Source organism: Saccharospirillaceae bacterium (genome assembly GCA_022448365.1).
Taxonomy (GTDB): Bacteria; Pseudomonadota; Gammaproteobacteria; order Pseudomonadales; family Oceanobacteraceae; genus Bacterioplanoides.
This window is the reverse complement of record JAKVCS010000001.1, coordinates 256,251-273,457: the sequence shown is the minus strand read 5'-3', so window position 1 is coordinate 273,457 and position 17,207 is coordinate 256,251. Positions and strand designations below refer to the sequence as shown.

Below are 17,207 nucleotides of genomic sequence, written 5' to 3'. Positions count from 1 at the left end.
TCCTTGCTGGTACTATCTTTTTGATTTTCCTGCAAAAAGTCAGTTGATTTGGAAAAATCGAAAGCGACATCGGAGCTCATTTGATCAAGATCCGGGCGAATACCGCAACCGGAACCTTTAACCGGCATCCACGATGAAGTAGGGGAAGTCTTTGATGACATCCGTCAGCCCTCTTTTTCAGCGTTGCTGGCAACTCCCTGCAGCGGAGCCATCAGTAACAGTGGATTGACCCGCGCGTTATTCAGGCTGACGCTCCAGTGCAAATGTGGACCGGTTACGCGCCCAGTCGCTCCGACGGTACCAAGACGATCGCCCGCGGTAACACGTTCGCTCTGTGTCACTTCGATCGAATTCAGGTGGCAATACATACTGACCAACCCCTGGCCGTGATCGATAAATACGCTGTTACCATTGAAGAAGAAATCGCCGGTAAGAATGACTTTACCATCTGCTGGCGCAAGAATCGGAGTACCGGTGGCTGCTGCAACATCCAAACCGCTGTGTGGTTTGCGTGGCTTATCGTTAAAAAATCGTTTTAAGCCGAACGGACTACTGATCTGGCCGACCAGTGGCCAGGCCAATGGTGAATAAGAGTGTTCGTTACTGAAGGTTTTAAAAGCTTCAACAATCTGCTCCTTTTCCCGACGAACACGTTGCAGATTGTCTTTGCTGAGGGAAACATGTTTGCTATTGACCGTAAGGCGCTGTTCTTTATAAGGAAAATCTTTGACGTCAAAGCGATAGCTTTTATTTCCCACTTTGATGACCGCACTACCGGGCGTTTGGCCCAGAGGAATTCCCACGACTGCTTGCCAGGGTTTTTGTTCGTCCGGGCGCAAAACCATCACCTGATGGCCATTAAAGCTGGCTTTGGGCTGTTTTAACCCATATCCGATGGGAATAATCGCAACCCCACCAGGAATCCGTTGCTGTAGCGGCAGTTCAGCTTGTTGCAGCTGATTAAGTTCAGCACTGGTCTGAATACTTCCGGCTGCAAAAACAGACATCAGAAACTGGCTAACACCCTGTATCAGTTCTACCACATCATTTTCCCGATCTTAATAATTGAATTTTCAGTGTAGACGGCGGGTACCAGCGCCACGCAGTACCTGTTTATGATACTGAAGTTTACCGATTTCCCAGCTGGTCATCGCCCTCACTGTGGATATCAGAATCATTGTGGATATCCGTTACACTGCATTCTATCCAGCCGTGCTGTAATCGTGTGTGAAGCGAATCACCTTTTGCTAACTGTTTTACACTTTCTAACACTTCACCGTCCGGTTTCTGGGAAATTGAGTAACCGCGACTTAATACCTGCAATGGACTGAGATTATTCAGTAGCTGTGCCTGTTGATTCAGGCTCTGGTTCGCTTGTTGCAGTCTGTGACTGATGCCTTGCTGCAACTGCTGCTGCCAGTGCTCTATTTGTTTCTGATAGTCATTTAATAGTCGTGTCGGATGCTGATGCACCAGTGCCTGATGTTTCACTTGCAGCGTCTGACGACGCTGCTGTTGCTGCTGTTGCCAGGCGCGGGTCAGGCGAATCTCAAGATTATCCAGCTGCTGAGCGGCTGAATTCAATTGCTGCTGAGGCGTACGTAAGCGACTGAACCTCTGAGCCACTCTTTGGTGTTGCTGATTAAGGTAATGATGCCAGCCTTGTTGCAAGCGGTGATTCAGAAGCGTCAGCATACGTTGCTGAATCTGTTGATCGCTGCTCAGCAATTCGGCAGCAGCGGAAGGCGTCGGAGCGCGAGCATCCGCGACAAAATCAGCGATGGTTGTATCCGTCTCGTGTCCAACCGCACTGACGATCGGGATGTGAGATGAAAAAATGGCCCGGGCAACAATTTCCTCGTTGAAGCACCATAAATCTTCGAGAGAACCACCGCCGCGTCCAACAATAATGGCCTCAGCCCAGTTGTCTCGGTTGGCGCGTTCAATCGCGCTGACGATTTGTGGTGTCGCCTCCCGGCCTTGCACCTGAGTCGGATAAATACTTACTTCAATGGCTGGATTACGGCGTTTCAGCACCGTTAACATATCTTGTACAGCAGCACCGGTCGGCGATGTAATCAGGGCAATGCGCTTAACCGGTGCGACTGGTTTCTTGTATTCACCGGCGAATAGACCTTCGTGCGCCAGACGATTTTTTAACTGTTCGAAGGCCAGCAATAATGCACCTTCCCCGGCGGGTTTCATGGCATCGACAATCAGCTGATAGTCGCCACGATTTTCGTACAGACTGACTTTCGCGCGCAATTCAACTTGATCACCCTCTTTGGGTTGGAAGCGCAATTGTGACGTGCGTGAACGGAACATGGCGCAGCGAACCTGAGCACTCTGGTCCTTCAGCGTGAAGTACCAGTGGCCCGAAGACGGCCGCGATAAATTCGAAATCTCACCCTCCACTCGTACGGCCGCAAATGAAATTTCCAGCAGTTGTTTGGCGCGCTGGTTCAATTGACTTACGGTGAAGACGGCATTTGCAGATTGTGAAGACATCGGGTTCTGTTTAACTGAGGTTAATGTTGCAGGGGTAAAGTCGTACCCAGGAATGAGTACTCTGGCAAGGCTGCCATAAATTGATCTGGTGTACCAGCAGCCTAATGTTAAACAGCATTAAAGTTGTCAAGGCGCTAGACAGAAAAAAATAATGGGTCTAGTGTTAACCACCTCAGCAAACGCTGATCCTCCAATTAGATCGAACAAGGATAATGTCCATGAAAAAAATCATTGCAGGTGCAATTCTGGTTTCCTCTTCAGCTTTGGCTTTTGCTAACGGCCCTGCGGGTTGTGGTTTGGGTACTGCGGTTGTTTTCCCGGATGCGAACGAATGGCATGAGCACGTTCTGGCTGCTACTACTAACGGTACGTCCGGTAACCAGACTTTTGGTATGACTTCTGGCACTTTAGGTTGCCAGAGCGCGAACGGTCCTCTGAAACTGGCTCAGGCCTTTATGGATGACAACATGGATCAGCTGGCTCTGGAATCGGCAAAAGGTCAGGGTGAAACTCTGGCGGCTCTGGCCGAAGTAATTGGTGTGGAAGCTCAGGACGAGGCGGCGTTTAACCGCACGATGCAGTCTAACTTTGATGCCATCTTCAGCGCCGAAGGCACTTCTGGATCGGCGTATGATGCAATGACTGCTGCTATGGCACAGGACGAAGAGCTGAAAAAATACCTGGGTTAATTTCCGGTTATTTTCGCTCAAAGAAGCGCGTCAGTAATTGCTGTCGCGCTTTTTTATTGCCGTAAATATATTTTATTCCGGCGCGATGTCATTGATGCAGAAATTGGGGAATTGTATGCATCGGGTTATCACAGCAGTGATTCGTTTATCCGCAGTTATTATTTTGTTGTTGGCCGGCGTCAGCAGTGCCACTGCAGCAACGGCAGGTTCATCCGAAAGCCGAGTGCCACTTCCGCCTGAGTTAATGCGTCTGGCGCAACACGACCAGTGGCAGCATCTATTACATTATCGCCGTCATGTTCTCACTGTCCGCACATTAAGTCAGAACGACGACAGTGACTTTTTTCTCGCAGCACAGGGGAAGACCGATTTACTGCAAGAGTTGACAGCCAACTACCTGGCGTTTAAAGAAACCGGGCTGAAGGATGGCCAATCCGCTCAGTGTCGTTTTCCGGCACGGTATCATTGGTTGAAAGCGCAATTAGCCGCAGGGCATTTTGAGGATCAGTCGTGCCTTGAACTGGAGGATTGGTTAGAACAACTGCAAGCCCATTCATTAACACTGATTTTTCCTGCATCTCACATTAATTCTCCGTCGTCCATGTACGGTCACACGTTGGTGCGTATGGATCGTGAGAATCCAAATAAAAGTAAGTTGCTATCGTACAGTGTTAACTTCGCTGCCAATGCGGATCCAACGGATAATGAGTTGGTGTTCAGTTATAAGGGGCTGGCCGGCGGTTATCCGGGTGTTGTTTCAGTCATGCCGTATTACGTAAAAACCAATGAATACCAGCACATGGAATACCGTGATGTCTGGGAATATAAGCTGAATTTCACACCACAAGAGGTACAGCAATTTGCCCGTCATGTATGGGAAACCAAAGACACGTATTTTGACTATTACTTCTTTGACGAGAACTGCTCGTATCGGCTGTTGGCATTGCTCGATGCGGCCAGCGAGCGTTCCGATGTAGCCGATGACTTTTCGGTAAAAGCGGTTCCTGTTGATACCATTCGCTCGTTGCAAAAGCGTGGCCTGGTCAGCGATGTATTTTATCGCCCGTCGGCGGCCAGCTCTCTTGAATACAAGGGTCAGCAGGCCAGTGACTTGGTCAACCAGATTGCTAAACAGCTGGTAGAAACAGACGAGGATATCCATCAGTTACTCATGCCGCTCAGTGACAGAGATGGGGCAAGAGCATTAGAGCTGGCGCATGCCTATGCCCGCTACCTCGCGATTAAAAAGAAAAAATCCAGTCCACAGCTGCGTAAACGCACGTTGAAACTATTATCGGCGCGCAGCAAGATCCGCGTTGATAGTGAATTTGACGAATTACCACCACCGCCGGTTCGTGATGATGAAGGTCACCTGACACAGCGCCTGCAATTCAACGTTGGTCGTTCCGGTGATGAAAGTTTTACCGAAGGTAGCTGGCGTATTGCCTATCACGAAGTAATGGATTTACCCCAGGGCTTCGTTCCCGGCTCGCAGATTCAAATGGGGATACTCGATTTCCGTTATTGGACCGATCAGCAGGCCTTGCGACTGCAACAATTTAAAATTATTGACGTGCTTTCACTCAGTCATCAGACCTTCTTCCAAAAGCCAACTGCCTGGACGGTGAGTTTCGGTCTGGAACGTTTCAGCCATCCTGAAGCGCAGCTGTATTCTTATTTAAAGGTGGCGTTTGGTAAAAGTTATTTATCCCCACTGGGGCGCTTGTATGCCCTTGCTGAGAGTCAGTTATTGGCCGATAACCAATTTGATCAGGGTTTTCAGTTGTCCCTTGGCCCTCGCACTGGCTGGTTGATCCAGCATCGTCAGATTCAGCATCAACTGGAACTGAATTGGCAGCCACTGACCACTCACGAAAACCTTGCTCGACGACAATTCAGCTGGCAAATGGGCTGGCGCCTGACGGACAACAAACAACTTCGTGCAGGCTTTAAACGTCAGTTACTCAAAGATCAGGGCAACAACGAAACGGAGCTGTCGTTTGTCTGGTATTTCTGAGTGGCTCTATGGCCATGTAAAAACAACACTGCTTATCGCGTGTTTACTGTTGTCGGGCTGTAGTTCATTAACCTCATTGTATTTTTATCCGCAAACGGTATGGATTCAAACGCCTGAAGCACTGGGCCTGGAATACCAGGATGTCTGGTTGACCGCTGCCGATGGTACAGAATTGCACGGCTGGTGGTTGCCGGGACAGCCGCAAAGTAAAGGCTCGTCTGGGCAACTGCTAGTCGACGAAAACGGACAACAAGCCGCCAGCAATCTGGTGGTGCTATTTCTCCATGGTAATGCTGAAAACGTCAGCAGCCATGTGCGTAACGTCGAATGGCTGCCACCGTTAGGTGTGGGTGTGTTTGCACTGGATTACCGCGGTTTTGGTGCTTCACAGGGAAAAGCCATTATGCCGTCGGTGTTACAAGATGTTGAAGCTGCCGCCATCTGGCTGAAAGCACACTTTCCGGATAAAAAACTGGTAGTGCTGGGGCAGAGTATGGGAGCTGCTCTGGCAGTGAATTTTGTTGCTGCCGCTCAGGAGCAGTATGCGATTCAGGCATTGGTTTTGGACGCCCCATTCGCTGGATTTCCTGAGGTTGCACGTTCCGCGTTTACTTCTACCTGGTTGGGCTGGATATTTGTGCCGTTTACCTGGCTTATTCCAGATGATTGGGACCCGGTTGATAAGGCCTCAGCAGTAACAATTCCTACGTTAGTAATGCACAGTCCCTACGACCAGGTCATTCCTTATGAGCAGGGTCGGGCGGTGTTTACGCAGCTGGCGGGTGATCGCTGCTGGTTGGAAACATCAGGCCCTCATATCACCTCATTCAATCAAGTGAAAAACAGACTTTTTAGTCAGCTTTTTATGGTGCGGCAGTCTTGCGCTGAGGCCACGCCAGCTCTGGGTTCTGGCTAGATCAGTTTAAGGAAAATCTGGCTTGGCCGGGAGGGGCTGTTCGGTTATAATGCGCCGCCTTCTAATATTCCTCTTTCTGGAAGGCACCTTATGTTGCGAATCGCTCAGGATGCACTCACATTTGATGATGTGCTTTTGGTACCCGGCTACTCTGAAGTTCTGCCTAATCAGGTCTCTCTCAAGACCAAATTGACTAAAGGCATCGAGCTGAACGTTCCACTGATATCTGCTGCAATGGATACCGTGACCGAAGCCCGTCTGGCGATTGCAATCGCTCAGGAAGGGGGCTTAGGCATCGTTCATAAGAACCTGACCGCAGAACAGCAGGCCGCTGAAGTTCGTAAAGTGAAGAAGTACGAGAGCGGCATCGTCAATGATCCTTTCACTGTCACCAGTAACACCACCATCCGTGAATTACTGGAGCTGACTGCTCAGCACAATATTTCAGGAATGCCTGTCGTCGATAACGGTGAATTGGTCGGTATTGTTACCAGTCGTGATGTGCGTTTCGAAAAAAATCTGGATGCCTCCGTTGCCAGTGTCATGACTCAGAAAGAAAATCTGGTCACTGTGGTTGAGGGTACCGCTGCTGCTGACGTGCAAAAATTACTGCGTAAGCATCGCATCGAAAAAGTCATGGTACTGGATGCCGATGGTAAGTTAACCGGTCTGATGACGGTTAAGGATATTGAGAAAGCGCGTGCTTATCCGAATGCGGCAAAAGACGATCAGGGTCGATTACTGGTGGGCGCAGCGGTTGGTACCGGCCCGGGAACCGAAGATCGGGTTACCGCGCTGGTTAACGCGGGTGTTGACGTAATTGTGGTGGATACCGCTCATGGCCACACCAGTAACCCAAGTGGTACCGGTGTTATCGACCGCGTTCGTTGGGTTAAAGAAACGTATCCGCAGGTTCAGGTGATCGGTGGCAACATTGCAACGGCGGAAGCCGCGATTGCTCTGGCAGAAGCCGGTGCCGACGGTGTCAAAGTAGGTATTGGCCCAGGCTCTATCTGTACTACCCGTATTGTCGCCGGTGTTGGTGTGCCGCAGATCTCCGCCGTAGCAAATGTTGCCGCTGCGATGGAAAAATACGGCATTCCCGTTATTGCTGATGGGGGTATCCGGTTCTCTGGCGATATTGCTAAAGCGATTGTTGCCGGTGCCTCTGTCATTATGGTTGGCTCTATGCTGGCAGGTACTGATGAAGCTCCAGGTGAAGTTGAGTTGTACCAGGGGCGTGCTTACAAATCTTACCGTGGTATGGGCTCTCTGGGTGCAATGGGTCAGAGTCAGGGCTCTTCTGACCGTTACTTCCAGGACAAAAAAGCCGGTGTCGATAAACTGGTGCCTGAGGGAATTGAAGGTCGTATCGCGGTGAAAGGCCCGGCGTTAAGCGTTGTTCACCAGTTAATGGGTGGTGTGCGCGCGGCCATGGGATATACCGGTTGTGCCACCATCGATGAGATGCGCACCAAGCCTGAGTTTGTGAAAATTACAGCGGCGGGTATGAAAGAATCTCACGTGCACGATGTACAAATTACTAAAGAAGCGCCGAACTACCGTTTAGGATAATGACCAAACGGTCAGGTTCGAAATATTACACCGTGGTTTGGTGTATAATGGCGATCGATTTTAAAAGGGGGTGAAACTTTTTCATCCCCGTTTTCGTTTTTGCAAAAGTTAAAATTTGGTGTTGTTTTATGTCTCAAGACATCCACGCTCAACGTATTCTGATTCTCGACTTCGGTTCTCAGTACACACAGCTGATTGCACGTCGCGTACGTGAAATTGGTGTATTTTCCGAAATCCGTGCCTGGGATATGGACGAAGCGGAAATCCGCGAATACAACCCGACCGGTATTATTCTGGCGGGCGGCCCTGAGTCGGTCACCGAAGAAGGCTCACCGCGTGCACCACAAGTTGTGTTTGAACTTGGCCTGCCGGTGCTGGGTATTTGTTACGGCATGCAAACTATGTCAGAGCAGCTCGGCGGTAAAGTTGAAGGTTCTGATGTTCGTGAATTCGGTTACGCCCAAATCGCGGTTGAAGGCAGCAGTGAGCTGTTAAAAGACATCAAAGACCACGTTGATGCAGAGTCCGGCAAATCACTGCTGGATGTCTGGATGAGCCACGGTGACAAAGTAACCGCCATGCCGGAAGGTTTCGAGCTGATGGCGTCTACACCAAGCTGTCCGATTGCTGGTATGTATCACGCTGAGAAAAACTTCTTTGGTGTTCAGTTCCACCCGGAAGTAACGCACACTCTTCAGGGTAAGCGCTTACTGGAACATTTCGTGATGGACATCTGTGGTAGTGAAGCGCTGTGGACTCCGGCAAAAATAATCGAAGACCAGATCGAAAAAGTGAAAGCTCAGGTCGGTGACCAGAAAGTACTGCTGGGTCTGTCTGGCGGTGTCGATTCTTCTGTTGTGGCAGCGCTGCTGCACAAAGCCATTGGCGATCAGTTGACCTGTGTGTTCGTTGACAACGGCCTGCTGCGCAAAAACGAAGGCGATATGGTTATGGACATGTTCGCCAAGAACATGGGCGTTAAAGTCATTCGTTCTGACTCCGAAGAGCTGTTCCTCAGTAAACTGGAAGGGGTATCCGACCCGGAACAGAAGCGTAAAATCATCGGCAACACCTTTATCGAAGTATTCGATGAAGAGTCGAACAAGCTGCAGGGGGTTAACTTCCTGGCGCAGGGCACCATCTACCCGGATGTGATCGAATCGGCTGCGGCTAAGACCGGCAAAGCACACGTGATTAAATCGCACCACAATGTGGGCGGCCTGCCAGAAGACATGAAAATGGAACTGGTAGAACCACTGCGCGAGCTGTTTAAAGACGAAGTGCGTAAAATTGGTCTGGAATTAGGTCTGCCATATGACATGGTTTACCGTCACCCATTCCCGGGTCCGGGTTTAGGTGTTCGTATTCTTGGTGAAGTGAAGAAAGAATACGCCGATATTCTGCGTGAAGCGGATGCCATCTTTATCGAAGAGCTGCATAACTTCGACTGGTACCACAAAACGTCGCAGGCGTTTGCGGTATTTATTCCCCAGAAATCGGTAGGAGTTGTGGGTGATGCACGTCGTTACGAATGGGTAATCGCGATTCGTGCGGTAGAAACGGTAGACTTTATGACAGCGCGCTGGGCACACCTGCCGTATGAGCTGCTGGAGAAGGTTTCTAACCGTATTATTAACGAGATTGAGCACGTATCTCGTGTGACTTACGACGTCTCGTCTAAGCCACCGGCTACGATTGAGTGGGAATAAACCTCCCTCGGAAGATTAAGCTCTGCTAACAAAACCGCCTTCGGGCGGTTTTTTTGTGCTTATCAGATGTTTGATTGTTGTTTTGAGTGGAACAAAATAATACATTAATACTAATTTTATCATTATCTGTGTTGTGTTATTGATGTAAGGTGAGATGACGGTTTCAACGACGTGTTTAGTAAGAGTGAAGAGACGCTTCAATTTGATGTGGCGAAGAGTAAGAGCTGGCGGGAATATTTCCGGCCAGTAGCAGCGAAAGACTCAATGCCAGGGAGGAGTAACATGATCAAGTTGAGTGTATAAACATGGCACGTAACAAGAAATTAAACCGGAATTTTGCACCGTTGGCTCAGTTGTACTTTGCTACACATTTTTATCAACTGGCTCTCGTCTCTTATCGAGGCGCCATATTCATTATGAGGAAAGCTTTATGGAACCTATTCCTGCCGAATCAGAGGTCGTTTCATACGTCGCAGGCGCCTATTTTTCTGATTGCTTCACATCTGTAACTCGTTACGAAAACCAGTCAGCTTTAGATGTATTCCTGTCCGTCGCTAACAATTCGCCTGAGTGGATCAACTCCTTGATGTCTCTGCGCAATAAGATTGTTTCAAAATTTGGTCTGAAAGATCTTGGTTTGTTATCCGATATTGATTCCTCTAAGGCTGCGAACGATTATAAGGTAGGTGATCGGGTGGGAATTTTTACCCTTCACTTTCATTCGCAAAATGAAGTGATACTTGAAGATTGTGATAAACACTTAAATGTTAAGGTGTCATTTTACATTGAACCAACAGGTAGTCAGGTCAAGGTTTACGCCAGCACGGTTGTTCATATAAAAAATACACTAGGAAAACTGTATATGTTTTTTATTACACCAATGCACAAGTTAATCGTGCCAGCAACGCTGAAAATGCTACCACCTGCCTAGCAAAATCCTGGGGTAGGCTGTTAATAGCAGGGCACTTTTTCTTGTGCATGTTGGCAGGTCTTCATTCATTGGTTATACGTCGCTATTGTTGTAAGGAGTTTTTATGAATATTTGGATTTTTATGGCAGGATTAATCTGCTTATTCACATCCTGTGTGCATGTTTTTGCTGGTCAGCTGGATCCGATTAGGCCGTTTCTTAAATCCGATCTGCCCGACATCCCTAAAGCAACACTGATCGCCTGTTGGCATATGGTATCAGTCACTCTGATTATGTGTGGACTGGTATTGACGTATGTGGGTTGGTTTAACGTAAGTTCGCTTGAAAATATTATCGGCGGTATCTCGGTTGCCTTTATTATTTTCTCGCTAGTGTTTATTGGTGTTGGCTGGTATTTTTTTAATTTCAAAACGTTTATAACGTTACCCCAGTGGACACTGCTATTACCCATCGGAGTTTTTGGTTTGCTTGGCATAATGTAAGCAGACAAGGGCAAGAGACGACGTTCTATAATTCAAGCGCGTCTCGCGCCTAACCGAAAGATTATTATGTTGTGATCAGAAAACCTTCGAAATGATAGCATCTGGCAACCTCGGCATCACACCTTTTAAGATCGCCCACGGCCACGATGGCACGGTAGCATTCTTTTTTCCTTGGTTGATCGCTTTCACCATGGCACTCGCGGCTTTATCTGCCTCGATAACAAACGGGAATTTTTCCATATTGTCGGAGATGTCGGTATTAATAAATCCAGGGTGAATACAAGTCACTTTAATATTTTTTCTAAATAGCTCGGTACCGACAGCTTGAAGATAATTGGTCAATGCCGCCTTGCTGGAGGAGTACGCTGCACTGCCGGGAATACCCCGGAAGGCGGAGAACGAAGAGATACCCACCAGGTGGCCTTTTTTCTGCTCCCGGAAAATAGCAACCGCAGCATCGATGGTTGCGATAGCACCAAGCAAATTGGTGTTAATAATGCGAATATCTTTGTCCAGTTGGCCATTGCCTGTGGCTCTTACATCGGTGATGCCGGCATTGGCAATTACGATATCCAGTTGTCCAAGGCGTGATTTCAGACGTCCGAATACATCGGCAACGGTGTCCAATTGTGCAACATCAAGAGACTCATGAATAAACTGCTGATGAGGATATTGCTTTTGCAGTTGCTCACACAATTGCTGCAGCTTGTCTTGACGGCGGGCGCACAAGGCAATGTCACAGCCTTTAGCAGCATATTGCCACGCAAGTGCGGCGCCAATACCGGATGATGCTCCGGTAATCACAACTTTTTCAGACATATCAAACCCTGATTTTTATTAGTCGGTAATAATTAACCAAAGAGTCTGATATCAAACCGCCGCTGTAAAGAGCGAAAAGCGTCAGTCTGAGGCCAGCTGGTCCTGATTGTAATCCAAAATTTCTTGTTTAAAGCGACGTGACACCGGATTTTCCCCCACCCAGATTTTCAGCAGTGCGTCGTACAGGTCTTTACCCGGCAAGATGCCTTTTACTTCGTTTTTAATGACGATTCTTGAACCCACACCGGGGACGTAATCGACATACCCTTCATCACCACGTTTCATTTTTGCATCGAACATTTTTACCAACTGGTCCAGGCGGTCTTCGAGTTGAATGGCTTCCTCGCGAGATACATTCAGCTGCAAGGCATCGTACATGGCTTTTGCAATGCGACGGCCTGAAACCCGGTGTACCAAGATGTGATACATGATGCGTTTGTAGCCTTCGTCATTGATAATAGCTTCGGCGCTGTTTGCCGGATTTTCCATGTATAGCAGGCCAATGTAAGTATCAACCAGATAGTAATAACTGCGGATGGAGGCACCATTAAGGTGCAGTTGTGGCTGTTCGGCAGCTGGAGGAAGAATTTCAGAAAAATCGGTGCTGGCGATGGTGCGCGCCTGACTTGTCAGGGCAAGCAAACTTGTAGCCAATATGAATGCCTGTAATAGCCTCATTGACATAGCCTCTTATAGTTATTGTTATGCTCCTTGGGAGGTTTAAGGTAATCGGATTTGACTATTTGATCAAATAAACCCCGGATATCAGCTTTTATTACGTCGTAGTTAGGTAACCAACGTAGGCATCAAGTGATCGATTTTATGATGTTGGTATTTTTGTCTAATTAAAAAGAATTAATTTTGATCTGATCTCGTTCAGTGGAATTATTTTCAAACAGAGTTTGTTAAAGGCAAACTTCAGGATTGCAGTCATTACAAAATTGGTGCGCTTAAGCGTGCTGTTTTAGTTATTAATCGTTTGATGCGACTGTTGTTAACCGCCAAAGGCAACGATTGTTCCAGATCCTGTTGCAACATCGTTTCAATCTGGGCTGCAAACTGCTCATCAAAGATGAGTGCATTGGCCTCGAAATTAATCCGTAACGATCGGTTATCAAGATTAGCACTGCCAATTGAACTCCAGTGCTCGTCAATTAACAGCACCTTTTGATGCATAAAGCCCGGCTGATAGTGATAAAACTGCACACCACAAGGACTCAGTTCTTCGACATAACTGCCCATCGCTTGTTGTACCAGCCATTTATCGGTGCGGGCGGGTAGCAGGACTTTGACATCGAGACCTTTCAGAGCAGCCAGCCTCAATGCCGATAGAGTGGCGATGTCTGGCACGAAGTAGGGGGTGGCAATCCATACGCGTTTTTTTGCCTGGTGGATCAAATGGCTGAAAAATAAGCTGGCACTTTCCTGGTTATCTGCCGGACCGGTATTAATGCACATTACCGCGCTGTGGCTGGTGTTGTCGCTGTCTGATGGACGATTATCTGGCGAATTGATGGCAGCCACTGGCTGCCATTTTAACCGCGGAAGATATTGCGTCGCCCAGTACCAGTCTTCAATAAAAGATAATTGAAAGGTTAACGCCGACGGACCGTGAATCTGTATATGTGTATCGCGCCACTGGTGATTCTTATTGAGGTATTCATCGCCCAGGTTGATGCCGCCAATAAAGCATCGTTCGCCATCAATCAGCATTAATTTACGGTGATTGCGGAAATTAATCTGCAAACGATGGCGCAGTTGTAATGCATTAAATCGTGAAATACGCACGCCGGCATTCGCCAGTTTTTCTGTAAACGTGGTACTCAGGCCATGGCTACCAATCTCATCGTAGAGGAAATACACCTGAATACCTTGCTGCGCTTTTTCGATTAGCGCATCGGCCAGCTGTTGGCCAGTAGCGTCATCCCGGACGATATAAAATTGTACGCAGATGGAATGGTTTGCCTGACGAATCGCTTGCTCCATTGCTGCGAAAGTTTGCTCGCCATTAATCAGTAATTGACAGTGATTACTGTGTGTCATTGGCAAACGAAAGAGATTATAAAGCGGCTGAGTAATGGCGTTCGCAGGGCTGGCAAAAGGCATTAACGAGAGGCGAATTTGATGGTTCAGTGCATTAAGACGGGCGTCTCCACGACGACGCGCCAGTCGGTAACCGTGAAATTTACGGCTGCCGAATAGTAAATACAGCGGAATGCCAACCATCGGGATAAAGATCAGTACAACGAGCCAGGCGATGGTTCCTTGTGCGGTTCGTCCCTGCCAAACGGCATCAAGTGCGAAGGCGGTGCCTAAGAGATAAAGAGAAAGTGTGGCTAACCACCAATCGGGTAAAGTCATCGCAGCTCCGAATTTGTTGCTGCGATGATTATCAGAGTAAAGTTACATTCCAATCAAGCGCATAAACTCAGTGCGGGTTGACTGGTTGTCGCGGAAGTCACCTTGCATCACAGACGTACGCATCATGGAGTTTTGTTTCTGTACACCGCGCATCATCATACACATGTGTTTCGCTTCGATGATCACACCGACGCCACGACAGCCGGTAACTTCCGTTACTGCATCGGCTATTTGCTTGGTCATGTTTTCCTGAATCTGGAAACGACGGGCAAACACATCAACAATTCGTGCGAATTTAGATAACCCCAGTACTTTGCCATTGGGTAGGTAGCCAATGTGCGCTTTACCAAGGAACGGCAGCATGTGGTGTTCACACATGGAATAGAATTCGATGCCTTCGACCACCACCATTTCATCGTTATCACTGGTAAAAACCGCACCATTGACCACTTCTTCGAGGCTGGTGGTGTAACCGCTGGTTAGGTATTGCATGGCTTTAGCAGCACGTTTGGGCGTATCTAATAAGCCTTCGCGGTTAACGTCTTCGCCCAGTTCGCTGAGAATCTGGCGGTAGTGTTGATCAAGATTCGACATGAAGTTTCCGTTATTCGGTTGCTGACTTGATAATAAGTTGTGTATTTTACTCAAAAATTAAAAAGTTATACAACGGCTGGTTGATTGTATAAGAATTTTCAGTTTCAGCACGGCAAAGACCTTACGTCCTGCAGTTCGCCCAGCTGTCGCAGAAAACGTTCTGCGCCGGGTTGATGTGGCTGAGATGAAGTCCAGTAAAGGTGCATTCCGGCGTGCGTGGCAGCGGTTTGTCCAGATATCTGAGACGGGGTCGTTAACGGTTGTTGCAGCAGTGAAGCCACCCTGCGGGCAATGGCCTCACCCGAATCAATCCAGCTGATAGCCGGCCAGTGCTGGCGTAATTGTTGTTTCAGTAGCGGGAAATGGGTACAACCAAGCACCACATGAGACATCGCTGGGTAATCGTTAAACCAGGGTTGCAGGTGGTCTTTCAGTTGGGTCAGGGGCTGGTCATTGAGCAGATGATCTTCAGCCCATTGCACCAACTGCGAACTGCCAAAGCGAACCACCTGGCAATGTTCAGCGAAGTCCTGAATCAGGTCTTTGATGTACAGGCGGTCAACCGTTGCTGGTGTGGCAAGCAAGCCAATATGGCCACCATTAGCCAACGCGGCTGCGGGTTTTATGGCAGGTACCACCCCAACAATCGGGATGTCTATTGTCTGGCGTAACTGCGGTAGCGTCAGGGTGCTGGCGGTGTTGCAGGCAATTACCAGCAGGTCTGGCGCAAACGCGCTAACTGCCTGCTGGCAAACCTCAACAACCCGTTTTTGCAAAGCATCGTCAGGCTTCAGACCATAAGGAAATTGGGCATCATCCATCAGGTAGCGCAATTCCAGCTGCGGACAGAGCTGGCGTACTTCTGCCAATACGCTGAGGCCACCAACACCAGAGTCAAAAAATAAGACGCTTTGAGACATATCGCTACGGGACAAATGAAAGCGCGAGAGTCTAGCAAAGAAACGGTTTTTTTTCCGCCGATTTCATTGAATGGCAGGTGAAATTGAAACGAGCATCTATACTGATTAAATTGATAAAGGAGCTGTACCCGCGTGGATCTGACGGAACTGCTGGAAAACGCCAGGCGCAATGAAGCGCTGTTAAAGCGACTGCAGGCTTTTGAACTACAACTACTTTCCTGCCAGACCTGGCTGGACTTTCTGACTCTGTTGCTGGAGGGGTTGCCCGACCAGTTTGATCTCGATGCTGCCACGCTGAAAGTCTGCGATCCCGACGGCGAATTGAAAGCGGCTATGTTGCAAGCGCTGGATATTGATCAGGGCGTGTTATTGAATCAACTCGAATTCCAAAGCCGTGTTCCCATTATTGAAGCACATGCCGTAACGCCTCCTCCTCCCTGGAAGAGTGGTCTGGCATTGCCTCTGATGCGGAATAATCTGTACCTCGGTCAGCTGCGTTTATATTCAAATAATGATGATCGTTTTCAGCCGGGTATGGCGACCGACTTTATGCAACATCTGGCAGCGGTGATTGCTGCCTGCCTGGTGATGGTGAAACAATCGGAAGAGCAAGCGAGACTGGCACTGACCGATCCGCTTACCGGAGCGGAAAATCGTCGTGGTTTTGAACGCACCTATTGCCGCGAATGGTCGAGGGGCCAACGTCAATATCATGTGTTTGCCATGATTCTGTTAGATATCGATCACTTTAAACAAGTCAACGATGTGCATGGTCACGGTACCGGTGATCGTGTTCTGAAACAGTTGTGTAAAACCCTGAAAGGAGTAATGCGGCCAACCGACCATGTGGGTCGCTTGGGTGGTGAAGAATTTGCGCTGATTTTACCCGGTTGTCAGCCGGATCAGCTAGATGCGGTTGTTGCCCGGGTGCAAAAAGCCATTCATGGCATGGCGGTAAAAAATGATCATGGCAAAGTAGTTCCACTGACTGCCTCAGGCAGCTATATCTCGGTTACTCCTCGTCCTCATCAGGAACTGAAACTGTCTCAGGTTCTCGACTTCCTCGACAGCTATTTGTACCGCGCTAAAAAACAAGGCAGAGATCGCTTTTTAAGCGTCGAACAGTGATTTTAATGATACCCAGCACCGGGTGTATTTCAGTTTATTACTGCCATCATCAGATGATTCCCTGATCCAACGCCATGGTCATGGCACAACTCAGCTCCTCCGCTTGCTCAAGAAAGTGCTTTTGCCACTCACCACGAAGAATTAATGGCGCCTGTACCCAGCGCCAGCGCAGTCCGGTTGTGATGGTCTGTAAAGCGCTAACACTGGCGGTCCCGTCATGACCTGCACGAATAATGGCTGCACAGGGTTTACCCTGAGTTTCTTCCAGGCAAGGATAGTAACAACGGTCAAAGAAATCCTTCAGTGCGCCAGAGATATAACCGAGATTTTCTGGCGTAAGCAATAAAATCGCTGCTGCAGATTTTACCGCGTGCGGTTGCGTGTCAAAGGGGGACCGTATGGTGATCGAAACCTGTCTGGACTCTGCTGATTCAAAGCCTGCTCTGATTGCTGAAGTAATTTTCTGAAGATTATCAGACGGTGTGTGCGCTATGACCAGTAGGTTCTTCATGGTTTGGCTGCGTGAACTTGGATGGCTAAAGCATAACGCAGTTTACAA

General features: G+C 48.5%; 16 protein-coding genes and 1 pseudogene. 9 read left to right on the top strand and 8 right to left on the bottom strand.

The window, feature by feature from the left end; translation table 11 throughout:
- Positions 1-164 precede the first annotated feature (164 nt).
- Both MK185_01205 and xseA read right to left on the bottom strand, forming a co-directional pair.
- Positions 165-1,043, bottom strand: a complete 879-nt coding sequence (locus MK185_01205) for a peptidoglycan DD-metalloendopeptidase family protein (GenBank protein MCH2039240.1) — start codon at positions 1,041-1,043, stop codon at positions 165-167.
- Between the two features lie 85 nt (positions 1,044-1,128).
- Positions 1,129-2,508, bottom strand: coding sequence for an exodeoxyribonuclease VII large subunit (gene xseA, locus MK185_01200; GenBank protein ID MCH2039239.1), 1,380 nt, complete (start codon positions 2,506-2,508; stop codon positions 1,129-1,131).
- 218 nt (positions 2,509-2,726) lie between these two features.
- Between xseA and MK185_01195 the strand changes: the two genes are divergently transcribed.
- The 7 genes from MK185_01195 (at position 2,727) to MK185_01165 (ending at position 10,826) form a co-directional block, all read left to right on the top strand.
- Positions 2,727-3,197, top strand: coding sequence for a DUF3015 domain-containing protein (locus MK185_01195; protein MCH2039238.1), 471 nt, complete (start codon positions 2,727-2,729; stop codon positions 3,195-3,197).
- Between the two features lie 115 nt (positions 3,198-3,312).
- Positions 3,313-5,214 (top strand): DUF4105 domain-containing protein, encoded by a 1,902-nt coding sequence (locus MK185_01190; GenBank protein MCH2039237.1) that lies wholly within the window; start codon positions 3,313-3,315, stop codon positions 5,212-5,214.
- The gene (locus MK185_01185) at positions 5,198-6,130 is read left to right on the top strand and encodes a lysophospholipase (protein MCH2039236.1); all 933 of its coding nucleotides are present in this window, start codon (positions 5,198-5,200) and stop codon (positions 6,128-6,130) included. The genes MK185_01190 and MK185_01185 overlap by 17 nt, the downstream gene beginning before the upstream one ends.
- A 90-nt stretch (positions 6,131-6,220) precedes the next feature.
- Positions 6,221-7,705: an IMP dehydrogenase gene (guaB, locus tag MK185_01180; protein MCH2039235.1), complete on the top strand. Its 1,485-nt coding sequence runs from the start codon at positions 6,221-6,223 to the stop codon at positions 7,703-7,705.
- Positions 7,706-7,833: 128 nt separating this feature from the next.
- Positions 7,834-9,414, top strand: coding sequence for a glutamine-hydrolyzing GMP synthase (gene guaA / locus MK185_01175; protein ID MCH2039234.1), 1,581 nt, complete (start codon positions 7,834-7,836; stop codon positions 9,412-9,414).
- A 430-nt stretch (positions 9,415-9,844) separates the two neighbouring features.
- Positions 9,845-10,345 (top strand): DUF2867 domain-containing protein, encoded by a 501-nt coding sequence (locus MK185_01170; GenBank protein ID MCH2039233.1) that lies wholly within the window; start codon positions 9,845-9,847, stop codon positions 10,343-10,345.
- Between the two features lie 103 nt (positions 10,346-10,448).
- Positions 10,449-10,826 (top strand): hypothetical protein, encoded by a 378-nt coding sequence (locus MK185_01165; protein ID MCH2039232.1) that lies wholly within the window; start codon positions 10,449-10,451, stop codon positions 10,824-10,826.
- Positions 10,827-10,901: 75 nt separating this feature from the next.
- Here the strand turns inward: MK185_01165 and MK185_01160 are convergent, their stop codons facing one another.
- The 5 genes from MK185_01160 to murI all read right to left on the bottom strand — a co-directional run bounded on the left by MK185_01160 (position 10,902) and on the right by murI (position 15,520).
- Positions 10,902-11,645, bottom strand: a complete 744-nt coding sequence (locus tag MK185_01160; protein ID MCH2039231.1) for an SDR family oxidoreductase — start codon at positions 11,643-11,645, stop codon at positions 10,902-10,904.
- A gap of 81 nt (positions 11,646-11,726) precedes the next feature.
- Positions 11,727-12,299 (bottom strand): chalcone isomerase family protein, encoded by a 573-nt coding sequence (locus MK185_01155; GenBank protein MCH2039230.1) that lies wholly within the window; start codon positions 12,297-12,299, stop codon positions 11,727-11,729.
- A 279-nt stretch (positions 12,300-12,578) separates the two neighbouring features.
- Entirely contained in the window at positions 12,579-14,006 is a 1,428-nt protein-coding gene (gene cls / locus MK185_01150; protein ID MCH2039229.1) for a cardiolipin synthase, read from the bottom strand.
- Positions 14,007-14,048: 42 nt separating this feature from the next.
- Positions 14,049-14,600, bottom strand: a complete 552-nt coding sequence (folE, locus tag MK185_01145; GenBank protein MCH2039228.1) for a GTP cyclohydrolase I FolE — start codon at positions 14,598-14,600, stop codon at positions 14,049-14,051.
- A 104-nt stretch (positions 14,601-14,704) separates the two neighbouring features.
- A complete protein-coding gene (gene murI / locus MK185_01140; protein MCH2039227.1) occupies positions 14,705-15,520 on the bottom strand; it encodes a glutamate racemase in 816 nt (271 codons plus the stop codon).
- 132 nt (positions 15,521-15,652) lie between these two features.
- Here murI and MK185_01135 point away from each other — a divergent pair.
- Together MK185_01135 and MK185_01130 are read left to right on the top strand one after the other, a co-directional pair.
- Positions 15,653-16,045 (top strand): annotated as a pseudogene (locus tag MK185_01135) (hypothetical protein).
- Between the two features lie 63 nt (positions 16,046-16,108).
- Positions 16,109-16,648 carry a GGDEF domain-containing protein gene (locus MK185_01130; GenBank protein MCH2039226.1) on the top strand — a complete coding sequence of 180 codons (540 nt, stop codon included), beginning with the start codon at positions 16,109-16,111 and terminating at the stop codon, positions 16,646-16,648.
- A gap of 49 nt (positions 16,649-16,697) precedes the next feature.
- Here MK185_01130 and MK185_01125 read toward each other — a convergent pair whose 3' ends face one another.
- On the bottom strand, positions 16,698-17,159 hold the full coding sequence (locus tag MK185_01125) for an NAD(P)H-dependent oxidoreductase (GenBank protein ID MCH2039225.1): 462 nt from the start codon (positions 17,157-17,159) through the stop codon (positions 16,698-16,700).
- Positions 17,160-17,207: the final 48 nt, after the last annotated feature.